Below are 22,760 nucleotides of genomic sequence, written 5' to 3'. Positions count from 1 at the left end.
GAAGAGTGCAACGCATGTAGCGTTAGCGAGGAGAAACGCACCACTAACGTATTTCAATGCGCCAATTTCACCAACTCAGACGCTGAGTTGATCAACCAACCAGTTGATTAAAAAAATATAGGGAAATTTCATGCCTACAGAAAAGCCTACAATTATCTACACCATTACTGATGAAGCACCGGCGCTAGCAACTTACTCACTGTTACCAATTATCCAATCGTTTACTGCGTCCTCGGGCATCAACGTAGATACTCGTGATATTTCACTTGCAGGTCGTATCATCGCCAGCTTCCCAGAGCACCTAAAAGAAGAGCAACGTATCGGTGATGCGTTAACTGAGCTTGGCGAACTGGCTAAAACGCCAGAAGCAAATATCATTAAGCTACCAAATATTTCAGCATCGATTCCACAACTACGAGCGGCAATTAAAGAGCTACAGGCGAAAGGTTACGATCTACCTAACTACCCTGACGAACCGAGCACTTACGAAGAGAAAGCGATCAAAGCCGCTTACGATAAGATCAAAGGCAGTGCGGTAAACCCCGTCCTACGTGAAGGTAACTCTGACCGTCGTGCTCCGTTATCTGTCAAGAATTACGCGAAGAAAAACCCACACTCAATGGGCGCATGGTCTGCCGATTCAAAGTCACATGTTGCAAGCATGTCTGACAATGATTTCTTCGGCAGTGAAAAGTCGACTACGATCTCAGGTGCAACTGAAGTAAAAATCGAATTTGTTGGCGCAGATGGTGCGGTCAAAGAGCTAAAACCAGCATTTCCACTGTTAGACAAAGAAGTCATTGATACTTCTGTAATGAAGAAAAAAGCATTAGTTGAGTTCTTTGAGAAAGAAATTGCCGAAGCGAAAGCACAAGACGTATTGCTTTCCCTTCACATGAAAGCAACGATGATGAAAGTGTCTGACCCAGTCATTTTCGGCCATGCTGTCAAAGTTTACTACAAAGACGTGTTTGATAAGTACGGCAAGCTCTTTGAAGAGCTGGGTGTGGACGTCAACAACGGTATTGGTGATGTTTACGCAAAAATTGAATCTCTACCAGCAGACCAAAAGGCTGAGATTGAAGCGGCACTTCAAGCGGTTTATGAAACTCAGCCAGAACTCGCGATGGTTGACTCTGATCGCGGTATCACTAACTTACACGTACCAAGCGATATCATTGTTGATGCATCCATGCCAGCAATGCTTCGTTCTTCTGGCCAAATGTGGGGACCAGACGGTAAGCAAAAAGACACCAAAGCGATGATTCCTGATCGTAGCTACGCAGGTATTTATCAGGCGGTTATAGACTTCTGTAAACAACACGGCGCTTTCGATCCAACGACGATGGGTAGTGTGCCAAACGTTGGCTTAATGGCTCAAAAAGCAGAAGAGTATGGTTCACACGATAAGACGTTTATTCTAGACGCAGCTGGCACTGTACGTGTTGTTGACACAGCTGGTCAGGTTCTTCTTGAACAATCTGTTGAAGAAGGTGACATCTTCCGTATGTGTCAGGTGAAAGACGCTCCAATCCAAGACTGGGTGAAGTTAGCAGTGACGCGTGCGCGTGCGACTGGTGTGCCAGCGGTATTCTGGTTAGATGAAAATCGTGCTCACGATGCAGAACTGATCAAGAAAGTGAACGCATACCTGCCAGAACATGACACAGAAGGTTTAGAAATCAAGATCCTATCACCTGTAGACGCTTGTCAGTACTCACTTGAGCGTATGAAAGCGGGCCAAGATACGATTTCTGTCACTGGTAACGTATTGCGTGATTACCTCACTGACCTATTCCCAATCCTTGAGCTTGGTACATCTGCTAAAATGCTGTCCATTGTACCGCTAATGAACGGTGGTGGCTTGTTTGAAACGGGAGCTGGTGGTTCTGCACCGAAGCACGTGCAACAAGTAGAAAAAGAAAACCACCTTCGTTGGGATTCACTAGGGGAGTTCTTAGCATTGGCAGCATCGCTAGAACACTTGAGTGTGACAACTGGTAACGCTAAAGCACAAGTTTTGGCGGATACGTTGGATAAAGCGACGGGTGAATTCTTGGACAACAACAAGTCACCATCACGCAAAGTAGGTGAACTTGATAACCGTGGTAGCCACTACTACCTAGCAGCATACTGGGCTAAAGCACTCGCTGAACAAACTCAAGACACTGATCTTGCTGCTGAGTTTGCACCCATTGCGAAAGCATTAAGCGAGCAAGAAGAAGTGATCGTTGCAGAGCTTAACAATGCACAAGGTGTGAAAGGTGAGTTAGGCGGCTACTACCAGCCTGACAACGCTTTAGCGGCCAAATTGATGCGTCCTAGTAACACTCTGAACGCGATCATCGATAAGTAATCAGTGATGAGCACATGGATCGTTGATTGGTGTGCTTTATCTTAACTTTTGGTTGCTGAATGAAGAACTAATAAAAAAACCCGCTACTGTATTGCGGGTTTATTCTTCTCTAAGCAAAAGCAATACCACCGATTGGTGATCCGCGAAACCCGAGAACAATCATTTTGTTTGTCGAAATGTGTTTATTTAGCTTGGTCTTCTATCGGCACGACGGCACTAGCGTGAGAGCCTTTTGGACCTTTTTCTATCTCATAGGAAACTTGTTGACCTGCTTTCAGAGTACGATAACCTTCCATTTGAATGGTCGAGTAGTGGGCAAAAATATCCCCTTCCTCTTCATCTGAACAAATAAAACCAAATCCTTTGGCGTTGTTAAACCACTTTACTGTACCTGTAGCCATGCTATTACATCCCTCATGCATTGATATTTTTACTACCCCAAGTACGAATTTACTTGGTACTACTGTTAGCTAGTGCTAACTCATCAAGTCGATGCCTAATACCGTATTTCCGCTAGGTGCTCAACCTGCAGACCCAGAGTGAGGATTTATGCATCAACATCTTCCACTGTAGTCAATGAATTGAGACAGTCAATAGTGATATGCTACAAATTGAAACAATATCGCCAACAAAATGCATATATTATTAACAATTTTGCAAACGATAGTTTTGTAATTAATGATTATTCAGTGCTTAATACTCATGTTGACCTCTTTTTAAAGTAACCTATGTCGCTATGCTGTTCCAAAGTAGAAAAATAATCTGGCTAAATGGTAAGCGGGTGGCTCATAAGTTCTATCGATTTTATGTTGAAAAATGTGAACTCATCCCCCAAAAAGTTGTAGGGATAAGCAAGGATGTTAGTGGGGAGATAAGACAGGCCTTTTCCCGCCAAAGAGGGCGCTTTTTTATTTGCGCCCTACGACGACGTAGATTAGTCTCTATAAAAGGGTAGATTGATTTTCGAGATGAGTGGTCCGTACACTTACTACAAGAAAAAACTACTAGAAGAAAAAACGTACCGGGCGTTCACTTTATCTGTCAAAGTTTAATTTAGGTGCTACATCTCACTACACCGAGCTTCATCCTTGTGGTAGATTGTTTTTATAGGTCGAAACCATCAACCCTTTGATACGATATCTTTGAATTGCCATGAGTAAAAATTTTGAATGGGTCACTCCAGACTCTGATCTTCTGGAGCGAGAAAGTACAAAAGTACAGCCGCCAAAGCTCTACAATGTTGTACTGAATAATGATGACTACACACCTATGGATTTCGTCATAGAGGTACTAGAACGATTCTTTTCACATGATATTGATAAGGCGACTCAAATCATGTTAAAGGTCCACTATGATGGAAAGGCAGTTTGTGGCACATACAGCGCAGAAATTGCCGAAACCAAAGTAGCGCAAGTCACGATGTACGCGAGGGAAAACGAACATCCGTTACTTTGTACTATGGAGCAAGCGTAAAAGAAGACTTGCTCGAACAACCCTAGTTGTTTTTTCGGGAGGTACTTATGCTAAACAAAGAACTAGAGTCAAGCCTTAACAGTGCATTTGCTCGCGCTCGTGATAAGCGACATGAGTTTATGACTGTTGAACACCTCCTACTCGCATTATTAGAGAATGATGCAGCTAAGGAAGCCCTATTAGCGTGCAAAGCTGATCTGGATGCTTTGCGCAACGAACTCGATATTTTTATTGATCAAACAACCCCTCTAATTCCTGAAGCCGACGAAACGCGAGAGACTCAGCCAACATTGAGCTTTCAACGTGTACTACAACGCGCGGTCTTCCATGTTCAATCGTCGGGTCGCAATGAAGTGACCGGTGCCAATGTACTCGTTGCTATTTTTAGTGAACAAGAATCTCACGCCGCCTATTTGCTCAAGAAGAACGACATCTCCCGACTCGATATTGTTAACTTTATCTCCCACGGAATTACAAAAGCATCGGGTGCGAGTGAAGACCCGTCTGCGCCAGATTCTTTTAGCTCCGATAGTGTTGAAGAGGGAAGCTCGGAAGAGCGCTTAGAAAGCTTTGCCACCAATCTAAATCAACTTGCTAAACAAGGTCATATCGACCCACTGATTGGTCGAGACAAAGAGCTAGAGCGAACCATTCAAGTTCTGTGTCGACGTCGCAAAAATAACCCTCTGCTTGTCGGTGAAGCCGGCGTGGGTAAAACCGCTATTGCAGAAGGCTTAGCATGGAGAATCGTAGAAGGGCAAGTCCCTGAAGTGATTGAAAACAGTGTTATCTATTCTCTTGATATTGGCTCTCTACTTGCGGGTACCAAATATCGAGGTGATTTTGAAAAACGTTTTAAAACGATTTTGAAACAACTCGAGAAAGAAGACGACGCCATTCTGTTTATTGACGAAATTCATACCATCATCGGCGCTGGTGCAGCGTCTGGTGGACAAGTGGACGCAGCGAACTTGATTAAGCCTCTGTTAAGTAGTGGTAAGCTACGCTGCATTGGCTCAACAACGTATCAGGAATACAGCAATATTTTTGAGAAAGAGCGTGCGCTCTCACGTCGTTTCCAAAAAATTGATGTTGTTGAACCGTCCCTAGATGATACGACAAAAATTCTGATGGGATTGAAACCAAAGTACGAAGCTCACCACGCCGTGCGTTACACAAATAAAGCGTTGCGAGCCGCGGTGGAGCTTTCAGCCAAGTATATTAATGAACGCCACCTACCAGACAAAGCTATCGATGTCATCGATGAAGCGGGAGCTCGTAGCCGTTTAGCACCTGCGAGTCGCCGTAAAAAAACCGTTGGTGTGGCTGATATCGAAGCCATGGTTGCGAAGATGGCACGAATTCCAGAGAAGTCGGTCTCTTCATCAGATAAAGATATTTTGAAGAACCTCGACAGTAAAATGAAGATGCTAGTCTTTGGTCAAGACAATGCAATTGATGCTTTGTCTGAAGCCATTAAGCTGACGCGTGCTGGTTTAGGCGTTGATAATAAACCAGTCGGCTCCTTCTTGTTTGCTGGTCCTACTGGGGTGGGTAAAACAGAGGTGACAGTTCAATTATCCAAACTGCTTGGTATTGAACTGCTTCGCTTTGATATGTCCGAATATGGGGAGCGTCACTCAGTCAGCCGCTTAATCGGCGCGCCTCCGGGTTATGTAGGATATGACCAAGGTGGCTTGTTAACCGATGCGGTTATCAAACATCCGCATTCCGTCGTGCTGTTAGATGAAATCGAGAAAGCGCACCCAGATATCTTTAACTTGTTACTGCAAGTGATGGATAACGGTACCTTGACCGATAACAATGGTCGCAAAGCGGATTTCCGTAATGTGATTCTGGTAATGACCACGAATGCTGGCGTTGCGGAAACTGAGAAGAAATCGATCGGTTTAATCCAGCAAGACAACACGCACGATGCGATGGCTGAAATTAAGAAAGTGTTTACACCAGAGTTTCGTAACCGTTTGGACAACATTATTTGGTTTAATAGCTTAGACGAAAGCGTTATCCACCAAGTTGTCGATAAGTTCATCGTTGAACTGCAAGTCCAATTAGATGCTCGTGGCGTGTCGATGGAAGTTTCTCAGGACGCTCGTCATTGGTTGGCTAACAAAGGTTACGACAAAGCGATGGGTGCTCGTCCGATGGGGCGCGTTATCCAAGAGCAGCTTAAGAAACCGTTGGCCAATGAATTATTATTCGGTGCCCTTGTGGATGGTGGGACAGTGAAAGTGACGCTGGTTAACGACGCTCTGGAGTTCGAATACTTGAGCGAAAAAGAAGCAGCCATGCACTAAGCTCTAGGTCTTTAATCATGATAAAAAGATGCGATTACTCGCATCTTTTTCATTGAGTTAAAGTTGGAATTTGTAATGGTTATTCGTGCTTCGGTAGGGGAGCAGGTTGCAGATTTTGATTCGTATAGAATATGGATAATAAAAAACGGAGCCAATGGCTCCGTTTTTTATTGCATCCGAAAATCAGAGATTAACGAGCGCGGAAGACGATGCGGCCTTTTGACAGGTCGTATGGAGTCATCTCTACAGTTACTTTGTCACCCGTTAAGATACGGATGTAGTTCTTACGCATCTTGCCAGAGATGTGAGCAGTCACAACGTGACCGTTTTCAAGTTCAACACGGAACATAGTGTTTGGTAGAGTGTCAAGGACCGTACCTTGCATCTCAATTACGTCTTCTTTAGCCATTTAATCCTCTTTAGAAATTAGGCAATATTAGCGAGCGCTATTTTGCCGCTAAATAGTAATTATGTAAAGTTGTGGCGTATTCTACCCTTGCCAACGCTGATTTACTAGCCTTTGGTGGCGCTGAAAACGTGTTTTGTAATTCATTGCTGGACATTCATCAATCTGATAACCCAAATAGAGCCACTGCTGCTGGTTGATTCGACAGTTTTTGATCTGTTCAAGAACGGCTAATGTCCCCAGAGAAATTGGCAAATCGGGGTCATAAAAGGTGTAAAACGCACTGGAACACAGATCCATGCAATCCGTCACTGCGACTGCCACTAATTGCCCTGCCTCAGTGTAACCGTGTAAGTATTGCGTGGTTAGCCAGTCTGTTTGGGCGAAGCGAGCAAAATCGTCACGCTTGGGTGGATACATTGTGCCGTTTTTATGGCGCTGGCAGATATAGCGGCTGTAAAGATCAAACCAGTCATCATCCATTTGAGGTTTCATTTCCCAATGTAAGTGCTTGGCTTTGTTGATTAGCCGCTTCTGACTTTTCGTCGGTGTGAAGTCTTGAATCGCAATTCGAATTGGTTGACATGCTGAACAGTGCTCACAATGCGGTTTGTATATGGTGTTGCCACTTCGACGGAAACCATTTGCCAGCAAAATTTGGTAATTTTGACTGTTGTGTAACTCGTCATCCAGTGCTACCGCCACACGTTCTTGTTGGTTTTGTAGGTAGCTGCAAGGATGTTGATTAGTTAATCCGATGCGAATGTGCTTAATATCCGTACTCATAGGGTCAAGTTCCGCAATATTTGTGGTTTAAACGTATTGGGCAATGTCTGCTTTTCTCTTAAAGATAGTAGCTTTTGCATGAACTCATCTCGTTCAATCTCAAATGCGCCTAAGGATGCTAAATGAGGGTTCATTACCTGGCAATCGATTAATTGACCGTGGTTTGACGCTAAATGGTCACACAAATACCACAATGCAATTTTAGAAGCATTGTCCTTTAAACTAAACATCGACTCGCCGCAAAATAGTTGCCCCACGCTTATACCGTATAAGCCACCAATGAGAGCATTGTCATGCCATACTTCTACTGAGTGACAATGGTTGAGTTGTCCCAGTTTGATGTAGGAGGCTTGCATTGCTTCGTTCAACCAGGTCTCTTCGATTGGACGTGTCGACGAGCACAACTGGATAACCTTTTCTGTAGCTTGATTCAACGTGACAGTATATTGATGTTTGCGTTGAAACTTTTTAAGACTTTTAGAGGGACTAAAAGTGAGTGGATTAAATACCGCTCGAGGAGAAGGGCTCCACCATAATATAGGTTCACCAGGGCCATACCAAGGAAATATCCCTTGTTGATAACCTTTTAGAATCCTCATCGGGTTGAGGTCACCACCAAACGCCAGCAAGCCGTTGGGCTCATTCAGTGCGTCATACGGTGAAGGGAAGTTGAACGAGGCATCAAGTTCCGTCAAATAAATTGCCATAAAGAAGTGAACACCATCAACGAAGTCGTACCAAAATGAGAGCCAGAGGAAAATCTGATGACCCAAGTAAAAAATATTTTCAACGTTTGTCTTGTGATCATACTGTTTTTATCGTTCCACGCCAATGCAGCCTATGAAAGAAATGTGGCTAAGCCAGTGAATCAAGTCGTGTATGGGAAAGTTGAGACGATCCGTTACATCACTCAGCAACAAGTGGTCCAATCCAAAGCAAATGGCTGGAAAACCCTATTGGGTGCCACTATAGGAGGATTAGTCGGTAACCAGTTTGGCGGTGGGACAGGGAGAGAGGTCGCCACTGCTGTTGGCGCATTAGCGGGGGCCGCTGTTGCGCAAAACCAAGGACAGCAACAACATACAATAGAGTACAAGCTGGTGGAACTGCTGATTCGAGTAAAGGGGGATAAACTTATCAACGTCATTCAAGACGTTGATAAAAACATGTTGTTTAGCCAAGGCGATGACGTGCGTATCTTGTATTTCGATGATGGAGTAAGGGTTGATCTAGCGTATTGAGAGAATATTGGGTTGAAAGAAATTATCCAAAAATTAGCACAGATTTACTCTGGTTTTGTCTACGCTTTTTGGTTAGTCTGAATTCACGAAGAATTGTTTAGCTCTCAACAAACATGCTGTGTGAGAGCACAAAGGATTATCTACTTTCAATGGAAAGCCTAACGTTACAACCTATCAGTAAAATCAACGGGGAAGTAAACCTTCCTGGATCAAAAAGTGTCTCTAACCGAGCTCTGTTACTTGCTGCTCTTGCAAAAGGTACGACTCGCCTGACCAACCTATTGGATAGCGATGACATCCGCCACATGTTAAACGCACTATCCGCATTGGGTGTTCAGTATCAACTCTCGGAAGATAAAACCGAGTGTGTTGTGGAAGGGCTAGGACGAGCGTTTTCGGTTTCTGAACCTGTTGAGCTATTTTTAGGCAATGCCGGAACGGCAATGCGTCCATTAGCCGCAGCACTTTGTTTAGGTGAAGGAGAGTATGTTCTGACTGGTGAGCCTCGAATGAAAGAGCGCCCAATCGGTCATTTGGTCACAGCTCTAAAGCAAGCGGGTGCTCATATTGAATACCTAGAAAATGAAAATTACCCACCATTGAAAATAGTCGGCACTGGCTTAAAGTCGGGAAGTGTATCTATTGATGGCTCGATTTCTAGTCAATTCCTAACCGCGTTTTTGATGTCTGCACCACTGGCGGAAGGTGAAGTTAGAATTCATATCGAAGGTGAGTTAGTTTCTAAACCTTACATTGATATTACGCTGCATATTATGAAGCAATTTGGTGTCAATGTGATTAACAACGACTACCAAGAGTTTGTCATTCCTTCTGGTCAGCACTATATTGCTCCTGGTGATTTTTTGGTGGAAGGTGATGCTTCTTCTGCTTCCTACTTTTTGGCCGCTGGTGCGATTAAAGGTGGCGAAGTAAAAGTCACTGGTATTGGCAAAAACAGTATTCAAGGCGATATTCAGTTTGCGGATGCTTTAGAAAAAATGGGCGCAGAAATTGAGTGGGGTGATGACTACGTTATCGCACGTGCTGGTCAGCTCAAAGGCATTGATATGGACTACAACCACATTCCTGATGCTGCAATGACCATTGCGACCACCGCCGTGTTTGCACAAGGTACAACGGCGATCAGAAATGTGTATAACTGGCGAGTAAAAGAAACTGATCGTTTGTCGGCGATGGCGACAGAATTACGCAAAATCGGTGCAGAAGTGGAAGAAGGTGAAGACTATATCATCGTGAAGCCAGTGTCTCAGTTAAAACACGCGGCCATTGACACTTATGATGATCACCGTATGGCGATGTGCTTTGCACTGATCGCGTTAAGCGATACGCCTGTGACCATTAACGACCCTAAATGTACCTCGAAAACTTTTCCAGACTTCTTCGATAAATTGCAATCACTCAGCTGCTAATTGTTGAAATTGGAAAAAGTAAAAATAGCCAGAGTGTAAAGAACGTTCTGGCTTTTTTATTGGTTGTCTTTGTTTTATGTCAACGCGTGAGCGTAAACTCTTTTGACAGATGATGGGCTAGATACTTAAACATGTTGAATACAGCCGTTGTGTTGGTTGTTGGCAGTCCTTTTTCATCAAGGAAGTATTCCCCTTTAAAAACAAGAACGTCATCTTTTTCCTCAACACTCGTTGTACGCATTCCTTCGATATAATCATCGTGTTCTTGAATGATTTGGTTCGCGATTAGCAGAAGATCAAACTCTTCAATAAACTTTTTCTCGGACATAACTTCCCCGTCATTGATTATAATGTCTACACCCGAATGACTCTCAATGGTTGCCAATATCTAAGCAAGCTAAGTCATTTTCGCTGAGGTGAGCACTTTAAATCTATTTGGCGTTATAGGACAGGAAAATATTTTGTGATGCATAACAAACTTTATCGCATTGGATTAGCAGTGATAAACTTTGCCTGTTTAGATGGCAGCATCAGTACCTTTCACAATATGTCTTTCAGAGATACCTAAGTGACTTCAAAGTGCCAGTGACCTCAGGTATTGGTGTTAGTGCAGCAATCTTGCGTCAGCTCGAAGAAAATTCCAATTTGGGTCAGTTTGCGACTTAAACCACGTCACCCCTGTCAAACCGTGTGTTTTGAGGTTATTTAGGTATATAGAGACGATGAATTGTCAACCAATTGGAGCTTAATTTCAAAAAAACCAGTTGATCTTCTTTTCATCTCGCACAATAGTAAAAAAAGAAGCAATGTAATAGAACAGCATGCGGAAAACTCTTTAGTTGGGGTTTTTACCTGCATTTTTATGAAGGACGTTAGAGTCAGTTATGGGTAAATCACTCGTTATAGTGGAGTCACCGGCCAAGGCAAAGACAATAAATAAGTACCTTGGTAAAGACTTTATTGTTAAGTCTAGTGTTGGTCATGTTCGTGATCTGCCTACGGCTGGTCAAAGCACTGGTGAGAAAAAAGCGCCTGCCATCTCGACAAAAGGGATGAGCGCTGAAGAAAAAGCACGTGTTAAAAAAGAAAAAGACCGTAAAGCACTGATCAAAAAAATGGGGATTAACCCATATCATGACTGGGAAGCGAACTACCAAATCCTTCCGGGTAAAGAAAAAGTCGTCAATGAACTACAAAAACTCGCCAAAGACGCTGATTGCGTTTATCTCGCAACCGATTTGGACCGCGAAGGGGAAGCAATCGCATGGCACCTTCGTGAGATCATCGGTGGCGATGAAGAGCGATACAAGCGAGTCGTATTTAACGAAATTACGAAAAATGCTATCCAACAAGCTTTCCAGACACCTGGTGAGTTGAATATGGATGGGGTTAATGCCCAGCAAGCGCGCCGATTTATGGACCGAGTGGTGGGCTTCATGGTGTCTCCACTGTTATGGAAAAAAGTCGCACGCGGACTCTCAGCAGGTCGTGTGCAGTCGGTTGCAGTAAAATTGCTGGTCGAGCGTGAGCGCGAAATCAATGCGTTTGTACCAGAAGAGTTTTGGGACATTCACGCCAATACTAAGACTAAAGATAAATCGGACTTCAAACTTCTTGTCGCACAAAAAGACGGAGTGGCGTTCAAGCCTGTTAACGAAACTGAAACTAAAGCCGCGATGTCTGTGTTGGAAAACGCGAGCTACGAAGTTTGTAAACGTGAAGACCGCCCAACAAAAAGTAAGCCATCCGCGCCTTATATAACATCAACGTTGCAGCAAGCCGCGAGTACGCGTTTAGGCTATGGCGTTAAAAAGACCATGATGCTGGCACAGCGCTTGTACGAAGCGGGTTACATTACCTATATGCGTACAGACTCAACAAACTTAAGTTCTGAGGCTGTTGACGCTGTACGTGATTTTATCGGTTCCGAGTTTGGTGGTAAGTACCTGCCCGCGAAACCCTTGACGTACGGTAGCAAAGAAGGGGCTCAAGAAGCGCACGAAGCGATTCGTCCTTCAAGTGTTGATGTGAAAGCAGAAGATCTTCAAGGTGTTGATTCAGATGCGCACAAACTGTATGCGTTAATTTGGAATCAATTTGTGGCCTGTCAGATGACGCCAGCGGAATATGATTCTACAACCATCAGCGTAAAAGCCGATGAGTATACGCTTAAGGCAAAAGGCCGTATCCTTAAATTTGATGGTTGGACGCGAGTACAACGTCCAATGGGTAAAAACGAAGATACAATCCTTCCTGCAGTGCAATTAGGTGATAAGTTGAACCTAGAATCACTCGAACCAAAACAGCACTTTACCAAGCCTCCAGCGCGTTTTACTGAAGCGGCATTGGTTAAAGAGTTGGAAAAACGAGGGATTGGCCGTCCGTCAACTTACGCGTCTATCATTTCCACAATTCAGGATCGCGGTTACGTAAAAGTCGATCAACGTCGATTCTATGCTGAGAAAATGGGTGAAATCGTCACCGATCGTCTCGACAGCAGTTTCAATGATTTAATGAACTACGACTTTACTGCGCGAATGGAACAAAAACTCGACCAAATCGCAGAAGGTGAGGTGAATTGGAAAGCGGTACTGGATAATTTCTTCAGTGACTTTACCGGTGACCTTGAAAAAGCCGAGCTTGATGAATCTGAAGGCGGCATGAAACTCAACCATATTGTCATGACGGATATCGAATGTCCGACATGTGGTCGCCCAATGGGAATTCGTACGGCCTCTACTGGAGTGTTCCTTGGCTGTTCTGGCTATGCACTACCACCGAAAGAGCGTTGTAAAACCACCATCAACTTAGGTGACGAAGAGGGTGTTATTAATGTCCTCGAGGAAGATGTTGAAACGGCCGCGCTACGTGCGAAAAAGCGTTGTCCAATTTGTGAAACAGCGATGGACGCCTACTTAATCGATGATAAACGTAAGATGCACGTTTGTGGTAATAACCCGAACTGTGAAGGCTATGTTGTCGAATATGGCGAGTTCAAAGTCAAAGGTTACGATGGACCTGTTGTCGAATGTGACAAATGTGGTTCAGATATGGTGCTTAAGAATGGTCGGTTTGGTAAATACATGGACTGTACCAGCGAAACCTGTAAAAACACGCGTAAAATCCTAAGAAACGGTGAAGTCGCGCCGCCAAAAGAAGATCCGGTACATTTCCCTGAGTTACCTTGCGAAAACTCGGACGCGTACTTCGTTCTGCGCGATGGCGCATCTGGGCTGTTTATGGCTGCGAGTAACTTCCCGAAATCTCGTGAAACTCGTGCTCCTTTGGTCGCTGAATTAGCACAATATGAAGAACGTCTTCCTGAGAAGTTCAAATACCTCGCTACTGCGCCGCAAGAAGATCCAGATGGTCGTCCGACTGTCGTCCGCTTCAGCCGCAAGACGAAAGAAAACTATGTTCGCTCAGAGGAAGACGGTAAGCCAAGTGGTTGGACTGCTCTGTACGTTGAAGGTAAATGGGAAATCACCGATAAGCGTAAAAAAGCGAAAGCGTAAACACTACATTCAATATTAGGGCTATTTGAACGCCCAATTATTAGGGCAGCGATATCGCTGCCCTATTTTTTTATCGTTGTTGTCTAAGCGATGATGTTCAAATCCTATCCTCACAAGAAGATGACTGCTGCGGGTGGAAACCATTTTTTGAATCACTTGCAAACCTTTAGATTGTCCTCAGTCATTTAATAGTCATATCCAAGCGCTAGTCTTTGAGTGATCAACTCTTATCTTCGAAGGTGGGTATTCATCACATTTTAGGAGATTAATTCTAAAAATAAAATAAGTGGTTTTGCTTAGCGTTTCGCTAGTACTTAAGTGATTTATGTGTATAACGATATGATATTTAATGCTTTTATTATTATTAAAATTTATAAATATACTTTTAAAAAGTTAAAGCATAATAATGTTTTAACATGTTTGAGGTGTATCAATCGCTATCAGTGCTAATCTTATATATAGATAAAGAAAAAGAGCAGTAAAGGTTGGCGAAGATGTATTTTTTTGATAACCGAATTAAAGCTCTAATTTTGTTTGGTTGCAAGTTGAATCTAAAGTGTAGTCATTCGGTTTGTAGATTGTTTTCACCTTGTGATACCTCGGCTCATCTTATGTGACCTGCATATCGTGTTGGGTGATAATATTCTGTTTAGCGTACAAATTTGCCCATCAAAAATTGTAATTATTGTACATTTTGGATAGTTTGTTACACAAAGGATGCAATAAAACACATTTTCCGACATCTCAAAAGCCAATAATCGACAATAAAAAATTTGGATGTTGATTCAGAGAATAAGCAACATGCGTTTAGGTGCCTGCTGAGGTACGTTCAACGTTGTTGTAATAGCAATAACAATAACAATCGCAATAATAACAGGGTATTCACCTTACTCCCCAAAGCAGTACTCATATGGTGAATATCAATGACAAGCTATAATGACATGGAGACAACAAATGGCTGGTGTATTGGGTATGATTCTTGCTGGCGGTGAAGGTTCTCGATTGAGACCTTTAACGGAATCTCGCAGTAAACCCTCGGTTCCCTTTGGCGGAAGTTATCGACTGATTGATTTCGCTCTTAACAACTTTGTAAATGCTGATTTAATGCGCATTTATGTCCTCACTCAATTTAAATCCCAATCGCTTTTCCACCACTTAAAAAAAGGTTGGAATATTAACGGTATTACTGACCGATTTATCGATCCAATTCCTGCTCAAATGCGTACTGGCAAACGATGGTACGAAGGAACGGCTGACGCCATCTATCAGAACCTTCGATTTATGCAACTCGAAGAGCCGGATCAAGTGTGCATCTTTGGTTCAGACCATATCTACAAGATGGATATTAAGCAGATGATTGATTTCCATACTGACAAAGGCGCATCACTAACGGTATCTGCTTTACGCATGCCGCTACGAGAAGCCTCTCAGTTTGGTGTGATTGAAGTGGACAGTGAAGGTCGAATGATTGGCTTTGAAGAAAAACCAGCCAACCCAAAATCGATCCCAGGCGATCCCGAGTTTGCACTGGTATCTATGGGTAACTATGTCTTCGAAGCGAACGCTCTGTTTTCTGAACTCGAGGAAGATGCGGACAACGAAGACTCATCGCACGACTTCGGTAAAGACATCATTCCTAAAATGTTCCCTCGTGGCGATGTGTTCGTTTATGACTTCAGTACCAACAAAATCACCGGTGAAAGAGAAGAAGTTTATTGGCGAGATGTCGGTACCATCGATGCGTACTGGGAAGCCCACATGGATCTGCTAGAGAAAGATGCGCCTTTTTCACTCTACAACCGTAAGTGGCCTCTGCATACTTATTATCCGCCGCTGCCACCAGCGACATTTACAGATTCGGATAATGGAAGAGTACAAATCATCGATAGCTTAGTATGTAACGGCAGCTATGTGCGTGGTTCTCGTATCGAAAAATCTGTGCTTGGTTTCCGTAGTAATATTGCATCTGCTTGCGATATCAGCGAATGTATACTCCTAGGAGACGTGAAAGTCGGTGAAGGCTGCGTTTTACGTCGTGTCATAGTGGATAAGAACGCTGATATTGCACCTGGCACACAAATTGGGGTGAATCTTCAAGAAGATAAAAAACACTTCCATGTGTCAGATGACGGTATCGTAGTCGTTCCTAAAGGAGCAAAAGTTGGCTACTAACGACTTGTCTATACTGTTCGTAGCGTCTGAAGTCGAAGGATTGATTAAAAGCGGTGGCTTGGCTGATGTAGCCAAGGCACTGCCAGAAGCGCTTCACGGTCTTCAGCAAGACGTACGTATTACTATTCCAGCGTACAAAGGTATCGAAAGGCTAGGTGATGCAGAGGTGATGTTAGAAACAAAGCTCACCTCATGGCCACACACAGAATATCGTGTACTGAGGTTGTTTTTGGGTGACGTACCTGTTTATTTAATAGACTGTGAGCCGTATTTCAATCGCCCGTCTATGTACGCGGAAAATAATCAAGCTTATCCTGATAACGGCGAGCGCTTTGCGTTTTTTAGTGCTGCTTGCTTGGATATGCTGCCAAAATTGGATTTTCGTCCAGATATTGTTCATGCCAACGATTGGCATACAGGGTTGGTCCCTTTTCTTCTCAAACATCGTTATGACGCGGATCCATTCTTCATCAATACGCACAGCGTGCTTTCAATACATAATGCGGTATTTAAAGGCGTGTTTAGCTACGATGATGTTCAATGTTTGCCTGAGTTTCATAGTCGAAATGTTCCAGACGCTGCGATTAGCGCCACACACATCACTATGCTGAAAGCGGGTGTGATGAATGCGGATAAGATCAACGCAGTAAGTCCAACATACGCTGAAGAGTTGAAAACGGAACTTGGCAGTCATGGCATGGCTTGGGAATTCCAACATCGCGCGAATGACTTGGTGGGGATTCTCAATGGTTGTGATTATAGTGCGTGGAATCCTGAAACCGATGGCTTTCTACCGCTGAATTATCAAGCGAACCATCAAAGTATGAGTGATGGCAAACTTGCTTCCAAAAGGGTATTACAGCAACGCCTTGGGTTAGAAGAGCGAGACTGTGCCATGTTCGGCATGGTATGTCGTCTGACGACGCAAAAAGGTGTTCACTATCTACTCCCGGCTTTGGAAGACTTTCTTAAGCACGATGTGCAGTTGGTTATCGTCGGTACAGGCGATCCCGTACTGGCCGCGCAATTGGACGAGGCGGCAGCGAAACATTCCGATAAGTTCGTCTTTGTTGAAGCGTATGATAATGAGCTTTCTCACTTGGTTGAAGCCGGCATTGACTTCTTCTTAATGCCGTCTGAATTTGAGCCTTGTGGACTGAACCAGATTTACAGCATGGCTTATGGGACGTTGCCAATCGTACGTGGTGTCGGTGGGCTAAAAGACAGTGTGGTTGATTATGATGTCAATCGTGCAGAAGCGACGGGTTTTGTCTTCTATGATCCTACCCCACAAGCTCTGTTACTTACGATGTTAAGAGCCTTGTTACTGTATGTACAAGATCACGAAGAGATGAAACGTATGCAGCTTTACGCGATGCAAAAAGATTTTTGTTGGCGAAAAGCCGCAGAACAATATTTGCAGCTCTATCACTCTGCGTTACATTCGTCTAGACTTACTTAGGCGTTACCCAAGCGCAATTAAATGGTAACTAAGGCACCAAAATTGGTGCCTTGATTATGTCGACTCACCGGAGTGTGGTAGGATTGCCGACCGTACTTAGTAACATTACATTTCATGTTGGAATATGACTCAAGCGCTACTCTTTCATAAAACCTATTTACATCCTACCAGCAATGAGTGGGTTGTATTTGTGCACGGTGCAGGAGGCAGCTCTTCGATATGGTTTAAGCAAATTAAGGCGTATAAGCAGCATTTTAATTTGTTACTTATCGATCTAAGAGGGCATGGAAAGTCAAATAAACTGCTTAAAGAGTTGATCACCAGCCGCTATACCTTTACTGAAGTGACGCAAGATATTTTACAGGTGTTGGACCACTTAAAGATCCAGTCGGCGCATTTTGTTGGTATGTCATTGGGTACCATCATTGTGCGCAACCTAGCAGAGCTTGCGACAGAAAGGGTCAGCTCAATGGTGCTAGGTGGTGCCGTGACTCGGTTGAATACACGCTCGCAAATTCTGGTGAAGTCAGGAAACTTCTGCAAGCACATCTTACCTTATATGTGGTTATATAAGTTATTTGCTTATGTTGTGATGCCACAGAGGAATCAACGTGAATCGAGGCATCTATTTATTCGAGAAGCTAAGAAACTTTGTCAAAAAGAGTTCAAACGTTGGTTTGTATTAGCGGCGGATGTGAACCCATTAATGAAGTATTTCAAAGACAGAGAGTTGCCAATACCAACACTATACTTGATGGGGGATAGGGACTATATGTTCATTAAACCTGTTAAAGAAATGGTTGCAGCACATAAGTTAAGCGTACTTCGTGAAATTCCTAACTGTGGGCATGTTTGTAATGTTGAGCGACCAGACGATTTTAATCAACATTCCATTGAATTCATAAAGCGACAAAGCTTAATGGCTTAACTAGTAAGGTCCTAGGATCCTAGAGGGGGAGATACTCGAAGCTTCAGTATTCTCGTATTGGGATTGGTGTGTTGTATTTTAGGGAATACAGAATAGCGTCACGATTGAGCTCGCTGGCATGACGTTGACAAGCTGAATGCATGGGATAAATTTCAGTAATCAGTAATCAGTAATCAGTAATCAGTAATCAGTAATCAGTAATCTTTTTCTAGGGCCTAGAACCTAGGACCTAGGACCCTAATACCTAGTCCCTTCCATCAATGTGATACCCACACCGCCAACAAGCACCGAATTGCCCTTCATTGTTCTCTAAGCAATGAGGGCATTGCCAATCCGGAAATACGTTTGGTTGCGTTTGCTTTTCATAGCCTTCAATAATTATCGCTGCCTGGCGGTGTTGCTCTGGATTCAACAACCAAACATAAGGATCCGTGTCTTCCCCAAAGGGCAATTCACCCTTTAACCCAAAGATCCCCTCTCCACGTACCTCACAACATACCTGCTCTGCTTTTAGCAACTCGCAGACAATATGGGCTTCAGCTGGATTCTTAGCGATAAATATCTTCATTAAGTATTATTTCTCTTGCTTTGAATGTTGGGCATGAACCTCATCATTACCCACTTAATGATGATAGGAAACAACCCAAGTAAAGCCAAAGAGGCTAATATGGAGGGCGACGCGGCATCGGAGAGGCTTTCAATGCGAGCTAATTGGGTACCTGCATTTAGGTATACGGCGGTTCCAGGTAGCATACCTATTTGGCTTATCAGGTAGAATCGGCCGACTGACATCGGCGTTAGCCCCATTAAAAGGTTGATTAAGAAAAAAGGAAATACCGGAATCAAACGCAGCGACAACAGATAGAACGAACCGTCTTTTTTGACACCATTGTTAATGGCCTCGAGTTTTTTGCCGAATTTATTTTGTACCCACTCTTGCAGCAAATAGCGGCTACTCAGAAACGCCACTGTCGCTCCAATCGTACTGGCAAAAGAGACTAGCAACAAACTTGACCAAAAACCAAAAAGTGCTGCACCGAGTAAGGTGACCACCGCGGCGCCAGGAATCGATAAAGCAGTAACGACAATATAGGTGAAGAAGTACACCGCCGCTGCCAAGATGAAGTTTTTATCAATATAAGCGTTTAAATCGGCTTGCTGGGCTTTGGCATTTTCTAAGGTCAAATAGGGGCTAAAGTATGTCGCTAAGATTACGATGACAGTAACAAGGATTAACCCGACGATCTTTTTTTTATCCATTATGCAGTTCCACTTAGATATCACAAAATCTATAGACAGGTTAAGAGAGGAAAAAATTTCAAAAAAAACCGCAGATAAAACTGCGGTTTGATGATACTTGAAAACGGACGTTACTGAAGTTGGCTTTTTAGTTCATCCCGACGAGTTTGCGGAACCACGCTCCAGTGAGTACCATTAATCGCGCCTTCTAAAGCCCAGAGTAGTTCGATACTTACAGAGGTGCTGTGCGTATCTTGGATTGCTTTATATGCGTTTAATGCGCCTTCTTCTTCGAGCTGTTCTACGGATTTAATTCCGGCTTTTTTCAACATTCGCTCTGTTGCTAACCGAAGGTTAGGTAAGTCTTTTAACCGCGTTGGTTTGGTATTGGCTTGCTCGACTTTTTCCAACTTTGCGCATTTAAGAGATTGTTGCGCAACGTCCAATAAACGTTCACGAGATTCCCATAAATCATTAGAAATAGCATAGTATTTAGTAACAACGGGAAAGCCACGCTTTTTATATACGTACGGTTTTAGTCCTTGTTTCTCGAACTGAGAACAGGACTGCTGGTCTGCTCGTATATGAAGCTGATTGTTCACTACTAGAGCAAACATAGTCTCATCTGCGAACAGCCCGAAGCCGCCAAACATTGAGCGCGATTTGATCGTGCCAAGTGCCTCAAACAGCTTCATTGAGTCTTTGAGTATTGGTTTATCCATGATGTCTTATCTCGGTGTAATTCATATTACGCCACCAAAAATCAGGTCCGAGAGATTAGCAAATGCATGTAGTAACAATGTCATTAAAGGGTAAACTCATTATATGCATATTTGCCATCGGCAACCCCGCTACCTTCCACTAAAAAATAGGGTTCAGGCCGGAAGCTTTGCGTCCCATTCTTTCAAATGGTTTGCCCTGTGCGTGACATTTTCAGAATACTGTGGATATTGAATCAATATCACATTTCAGCTCATAAAGTGTGATGTTCGTTCAGTAAATAATGCGTAATTATGCATTATGATTCTTATTATCTGATGTGGTCAATTAACACAACAAGAGAACGCTTTTATTGCATTAAGTGACAATAAAACAAAGAGTTATTTTGTGAGGTTTTGTGAAAAGTTAGATGGGGGTTTAATAAATGTTATTTTTAAGAAAAAAATAAGCACCTTGCGCAGGTGCTTATTTGTTAGACTATTTTACTCAGTTGAGTTTTTTAACCGTATTGCGGATGACCAGCTCAGGCTGCATTTCAAAAATTCGCTTCTCATGCTCTTTATCTTTAATTCGCTCAAGCAGAATTTCGAACGCATTTTTACCAACACGGCGCTTAGGCTGGTGAATGGTTGTAAGTGGTGGTGAGAAATACTCTGCCAGCTCAATATTGTCATAGCCCACAACAGAAATATCATCTGGCACTGAAATGCCATTTTGTTGTAATCGGCTCATTAAACCAAGTGCCATTGTATCGTTGAAGCAAAAGACCGCTGTTGGACGCTTTTTCATAGCGGTGATCTGATCGGCAACCAATACGGCAGTGTCACATTCAAAGTTACCTTCTAGAATCCAATCCTCGTTTACAGGGAGATCAGCTTCAGCCATAGCACGACGGAAACCTAGAATACGTTCCTTACAAGCCAGTTTTTCAAAGTGACCACTTAAACACGCAATATCAGTATGACCATTATCGATTAGGTACTTAGTTGCTATGTAACCACCTTCCTCTGAGTTATCCATGATTTTATCTGCTTGAGAGCTCTCTGGCCCCCAATCCATGACCACCTTTGGAATATCAGCATGACGGTCAAGCATCTCTTTTAGCTCTTCGGTTAAATCGGAGCACATAACCAAGATGCCATCAACACGCTTTTCTGCCAACATACGAATATAGTCACGTTGTTTTTCGTATATGCCACCTGTGTTACATAAAATCAGAGTATAACCTTGTCGGTAACAGTAACTCTCAACACCATCAATGACTTCAGAGAAGAATAAGTTGGTTGACTGAGTCACCAACATACCGATGGTTCTGGTTGAATTACATTTTAAGCTACGAGCTACCGCACTAGGGGCATAATTTAACTCATCAACCGCTTTCATGACTTTTTCTTGAGTTGCTTCTGCAACAAAGCGCGTTTTATTGATAACGTGCGAAACTGTAGTGGTTGAAACGCCGGCTAAGCGAGCGACGTCTTTTATAGTGGCCATAAATAGTGTCCTGTATCGAGCTACTATGATTATACCTTAGTGGAGAAAACCGGCTGCGCGAAAGTGCTTGCATTCACTTTATTGCATGTAATAAATACGCACCACGAGCGAGTAGATCGCGTTGATTATTGGTTATTCTATTATTGGTAAAGGCTTTTAGTAGCGGAGTTCAATGATCCTTGTCTGTTTTCATTTACGGAAAGTCATTGAACCAAAAAACACAAAAACCGCTGAAATGAGCGGTTTGCATGTAAATAATATATGTAATCGTTTGCGCTCACATTTTATCCCGATGTCACCAGTCAGGCAATGCTTTAGACAACAGTTTAGTGTATTTGAAGTCACAATTTTGCAGAGAACAACGATTAGCTATAATTATTCTCCAATCAGATAACCACTGTCCAGTTTACAAAATGCAATGAGCAACTGAGTCACACTGGAATAAAAGCCGAACTCATCAAGCTGGTAGCACTTTTTACCGAATTGGGGTAGCCATGTCATCAACTGGTTTTGAATAAAGTCATTTTGTTTTAGGAAAGCTTCTTCCATGTGCTTTTCTTGTTCAAACTCGTTGGAACGAATGATCATGTTGCCTAAAAAGTCGAGCTCTACGGCCAAGTGATCTGCGGGTTCATTTAAGCTAGCATCCACCTGTACGCCAAATTCTGCCATTAATCTTTCCATCTCTTCTGCTGGTTTATCATTAAGTAATCCAGAGCTACCGATGTACATAGAAGCGTAGGGAAGTGCACCGTGCTTGTGTGTTTTCAAAAACAGCTCACAGAAATCTGCGGCTAGCTCCAACTGAGCATCGTGACGCACTTGCAACCGATTCAGAGCATCAGTCAATGTATCGACTGCGGGCTTCAGGGCTGGGTTCTCGCCCAAACCAGATAGAAAGCCTCTTATCTCCACGCTGTGATACGCCTCTAGTTCTTTCTCTGTCAACTCTTTGGCAAACAGACTGGAAAACCACCAGTAAATTTCAGCGCGTTTTTCGTTGAAAGCCTTAAGTTCTTGCATGATTTGGCTCCTGCTAATGCACTCTCTTGAGCATCATAAATTCGTTTGAGGTTATGGGTATAAGTGTAATCAATTAAAATGAATAGCAGTAACTATGTTTGTGACGATTTATGCTGAAATATATGCAGTTGTTAATAGGTGTTCGTTAGATTGTTTTGAATCAAGAAAAACGTTAAATCTTGCTTTTTTGGCGAACAATG

At 43.2% G+C, this 22,760-nt stretch carries 19 protein-coding genes and 1 riboswitch; of the genes, 9 read left to right on the top strand and 10 right to left on the bottom strand.

Going from position 1 to position 22,760, the window contains the following annotated elements; genetic code table 11:
- Positions 1 to 130 precede the first annotated feature (130 nt).
- Positions 131 to 2,356, top strand: coding sequence for an NADP-dependent isocitrate dehydrogenase (locus tag ONE56_RS08740; protein WP_423839677.1), 2,226 nt, complete (start codon positions 131 to 133; stop codon positions 2,354 to 2,356).
- A 182-nt stretch (positions 2,357 to 2,538) separates the two neighbouring features.
- Here ONE56_RS08740 and cspD read toward each other — a convergent pair whose 3' ends face one another.
- Positions 2,539 to 2,757, bottom strand: coding sequence for a cold shock domain-containing protein CspD (gene cspD, locus ONE56_RS08735; RefSeq protein WP_041154875.1), 219 nt, complete (start codon positions 2,755 to 2,757; stop codon positions 2,539 to 2,541).
- A 751-nt stretch (positions 2,758 to 3,508) separates the two neighbouring features.
- Here cspD and clpS point away from each other — a divergent pair.
- Together clpS and clpA are read left to right on the top strand one after the other, a co-directional pair.
- Complete coding sequence (gene clpS, locus ONE56_RS08730) at positions 3,509 to 3,829, top strand: ATP-dependent Clp protease adapter ClpS (protein WP_041154874.1); 321 nt, start codon at positions 3,509 to 3,511, stop codon at positions 3,827 to 3,829.
- Positions 3,830 to 3,876: 47 nt separating this feature from the next.
- The gene (gene clpA / locus ONE56_RS08725) at positions 3,877 to 6,147 is read left to right on the top strand and encodes an ATP-dependent Clp protease ATP-binding subunit ClpA (protein ID WP_041154873.1); all 2,271 of its coding nucleotides are present in this window, start codon (positions 3,877 to 3,879) and stop codon (positions 6,145 to 6,147) included.
- Positions 6,148 to 6,337: 190 nt separating this feature from the next.
- Here the strand turns inward: clpA and infA are convergent, their stop codons facing one another.
- From infA to aat, 3 genes are all read right to left on the bottom strand, one after another.
- On the bottom strand, positions 6,338 to 6,556 hold the full coding sequence (infA, locus tag ONE56_RS08720; RefSeq protein WP_001040192.1) for a translation initiation factor IF-1: 219 nt from the start codon (positions 6,554 to 6,556) through the stop codon (positions 6,338 to 6,340).
- Between the two features lie 81 nt (positions 6,557 to 6,637).
- Positions 6,638 to 7,339 carry an arginyltransferase gene (locus tag ONE56_RS08715; protein WP_423839676.1) on the bottom strand — a complete coding sequence of 234 codons (702 nt, stop codon included), beginning with the start codon at positions 7,337 to 7,339 and terminating at the stop codon, positions 6,638 to 6,640.
- On the bottom strand, positions 7,336 to 8,046 hold the full coding sequence (gene aat, locus ONE56_RS08710) for a leucyl/phenylalanyl-tRNA--protein transferase (protein WP_423839675.1): 711 nt from the start codon (positions 8,044 to 8,046) through the stop codon (positions 7,336 to 7,338). Before aat ends, ONE56_RS08715 begins: the two co-directional genes overlap by 4 nt.
- A 57-nt stretch (positions 8,047 to 8,103) precedes the next feature.
- On the opposite strand from aat, the gene ONE56_RS08705 reads away from it, so the two are divergent.
- Both ONE56_RS08705 and aroA read left to right on the top strand, forming a co-directional pair.
- On the top strand, positions 8,104 to 8,580 hold the full coding sequence (locus ONE56_RS08705; protein ID WP_041154870.1) for a glycine zipper 2TM domain-containing protein: 477 nt from the start codon (positions 8,104 to 8,106) through the stop codon (positions 8,578 to 8,580).
- A 149-nt stretch (positions 8,581 to 8,729) separates the two neighbouring features.
- On the top strand, positions 8,730 to 10,010 hold the full coding sequence (gene aroA, locus ONE56_RS08700) for a 3-phosphoshikimate 1-carboxyvinyltransferase (protein WP_041154869.1): 1,281 nt from the start codon (positions 8,730 to 8,732) through the stop codon (positions 10,008 to 10,010).
- Between the two features lie 79 nt (positions 10,011 to 10,089).
- On the opposite strand, the gene ONE56_RS08695 is transcribed toward aroA, so the two are convergent.
- Entirely contained in the window at positions 10,090 to 10,338 is a 249-nt protein-coding gene (locus ONE56_RS08695) for a YciN family protein (RefSeq protein WP_423839674.1), read from the bottom strand.
- 556 nt (positions 10,339 to 10,894) lie between these two features.
- Between ONE56_RS08695 and topA the strand changes: the two genes are divergently transcribed.
- From topA to ONE56_RS08675, 4 genes are all read left to right on the top strand, one after another.
- A complete protein-coding gene (gene topA / locus ONE56_RS08690) occupies positions 10,895 to 13,525 on the top strand; it encodes a type I DNA topoisomerase (RefSeq protein WP_041154867.1) in 2,631 nt (876 codons plus the stop codon).
- 954 nt (positions 13,526 to 14,479) lie between these two features.
- Positions 14,480 to 15,697, top strand: a complete 1,218-nt coding sequence (glgC, locus tag ONE56_RS08685; protein ID WP_041154866.1) for a glucose-1-phosphate adenylyltransferase — start codon at positions 14,480 to 14,482, stop codon at positions 15,695 to 15,697.
- Positions 15,687 to 17,159 (top strand): glycogen synthase GlgA, encoded by a 1,473-nt coding sequence (gene glgA / locus ONE56_RS08680; RefSeq protein WP_331437383.1) that lies wholly within the window; start codon positions 15,687 to 15,689, stop codon positions 17,157 to 17,159. The genes glgC and glgA overlap by 11 nt, the downstream gene beginning before the upstream one ends.
- Positions 17,160 to 17,283: 124 nt before the next feature.
- Positions 17,284 to 18,087 (top strand): alpha/beta fold hydrolase, encoded by an 804-nt coding sequence (locus ONE56_RS08675; protein ID WP_041154864.1) that lies wholly within the window; start codon positions 17,284 to 17,286, stop codon positions 18,085 to 18,087.
- A gap of 244 nt (positions 18,088 to 18,331) precedes the next feature.
- Here the strand turns inward: ONE56_RS08675 and ONE56_RS08670 are convergent, their stop codons facing one another.
- From ONE56_RS08670 to torD, 5 genes are all read right to left on the bottom strand, one after another.
- A complete protein-coding gene (locus ONE56_RS08670) occupies positions 18,332 to 18,655 on the bottom strand; it encodes a putative signal transducing protein (RefSeq protein WP_041154863.1) in 324 nt (107 codons plus the stop codon).
- Complete coding sequence (locus ONE56_RS08665) at positions 18,655 to 19,347, bottom strand: TVP38/TMEM64 family protein (protein WP_331437385.1); 693 nt, start codon at positions 19,345 to 19,347, stop codon at positions 18,655 to 18,657. Before ONE56_RS08665 ends, ONE56_RS08670 begins: the two co-directional genes overlap by 1 nt.
- A gap of 110 nt (positions 19,348 to 19,457) precedes the next feature.
- Entirely contained in the window at positions 19,458 to 20,048 is a 591-nt protein-coding gene (locus tag ONE56_RS08660) for a TfoX/Sxy family DNA transformation protein (RefSeq protein ID WP_423839673.1), read from the bottom strand.
- Positions 20,049 to 20,164: 116 nt separating this feature from the next.
- Positions 20,165 to 20,254: riboswitch (cyclic di-GMP riboswitch) on the bottom strand.
- A 278-nt stretch (positions 20,255 to 20,532) separates the two neighbouring features.
- Complete coding sequence (gene purR, locus ONE56_RS08655; protein ID WP_041154860.1) at positions 20,533 to 21,537, bottom strand: HTH-type transcriptional repressor PurR; 1,005 nt, start codon at positions 21,535 to 21,537, stop codon at positions 20,533 to 20,535.
- Between the two features lie 375 nt (positions 21,538 to 21,912).
- Positions 21,913 to 22,560: a molecular chaperone TorD gene (gene torD, locus ONE56_RS08650; RefSeq protein WP_423839672.1), complete on the bottom strand. Its 648-nt coding sequence runs from the start codon at positions 22,558 to 22,560 to the stop codon at positions 21,913 to 21,915.
- Positions 22,561 to 22,760 lie beyond the last annotated feature (200 nt).

It is taken from the genome of Vibrio mytili (genome assembly GCF_049563345.1).
In the GTDB taxonomy this organism is placed as follows: Bacteria; Pseudomonadota; Gammaproteobacteria; order Enterobacterales; family Vibrionaceae; genus Vibrio; species Vibrio mytili.
This window is presented reverse-complemented; position numbering and strand designations above follow the sequence as displayed.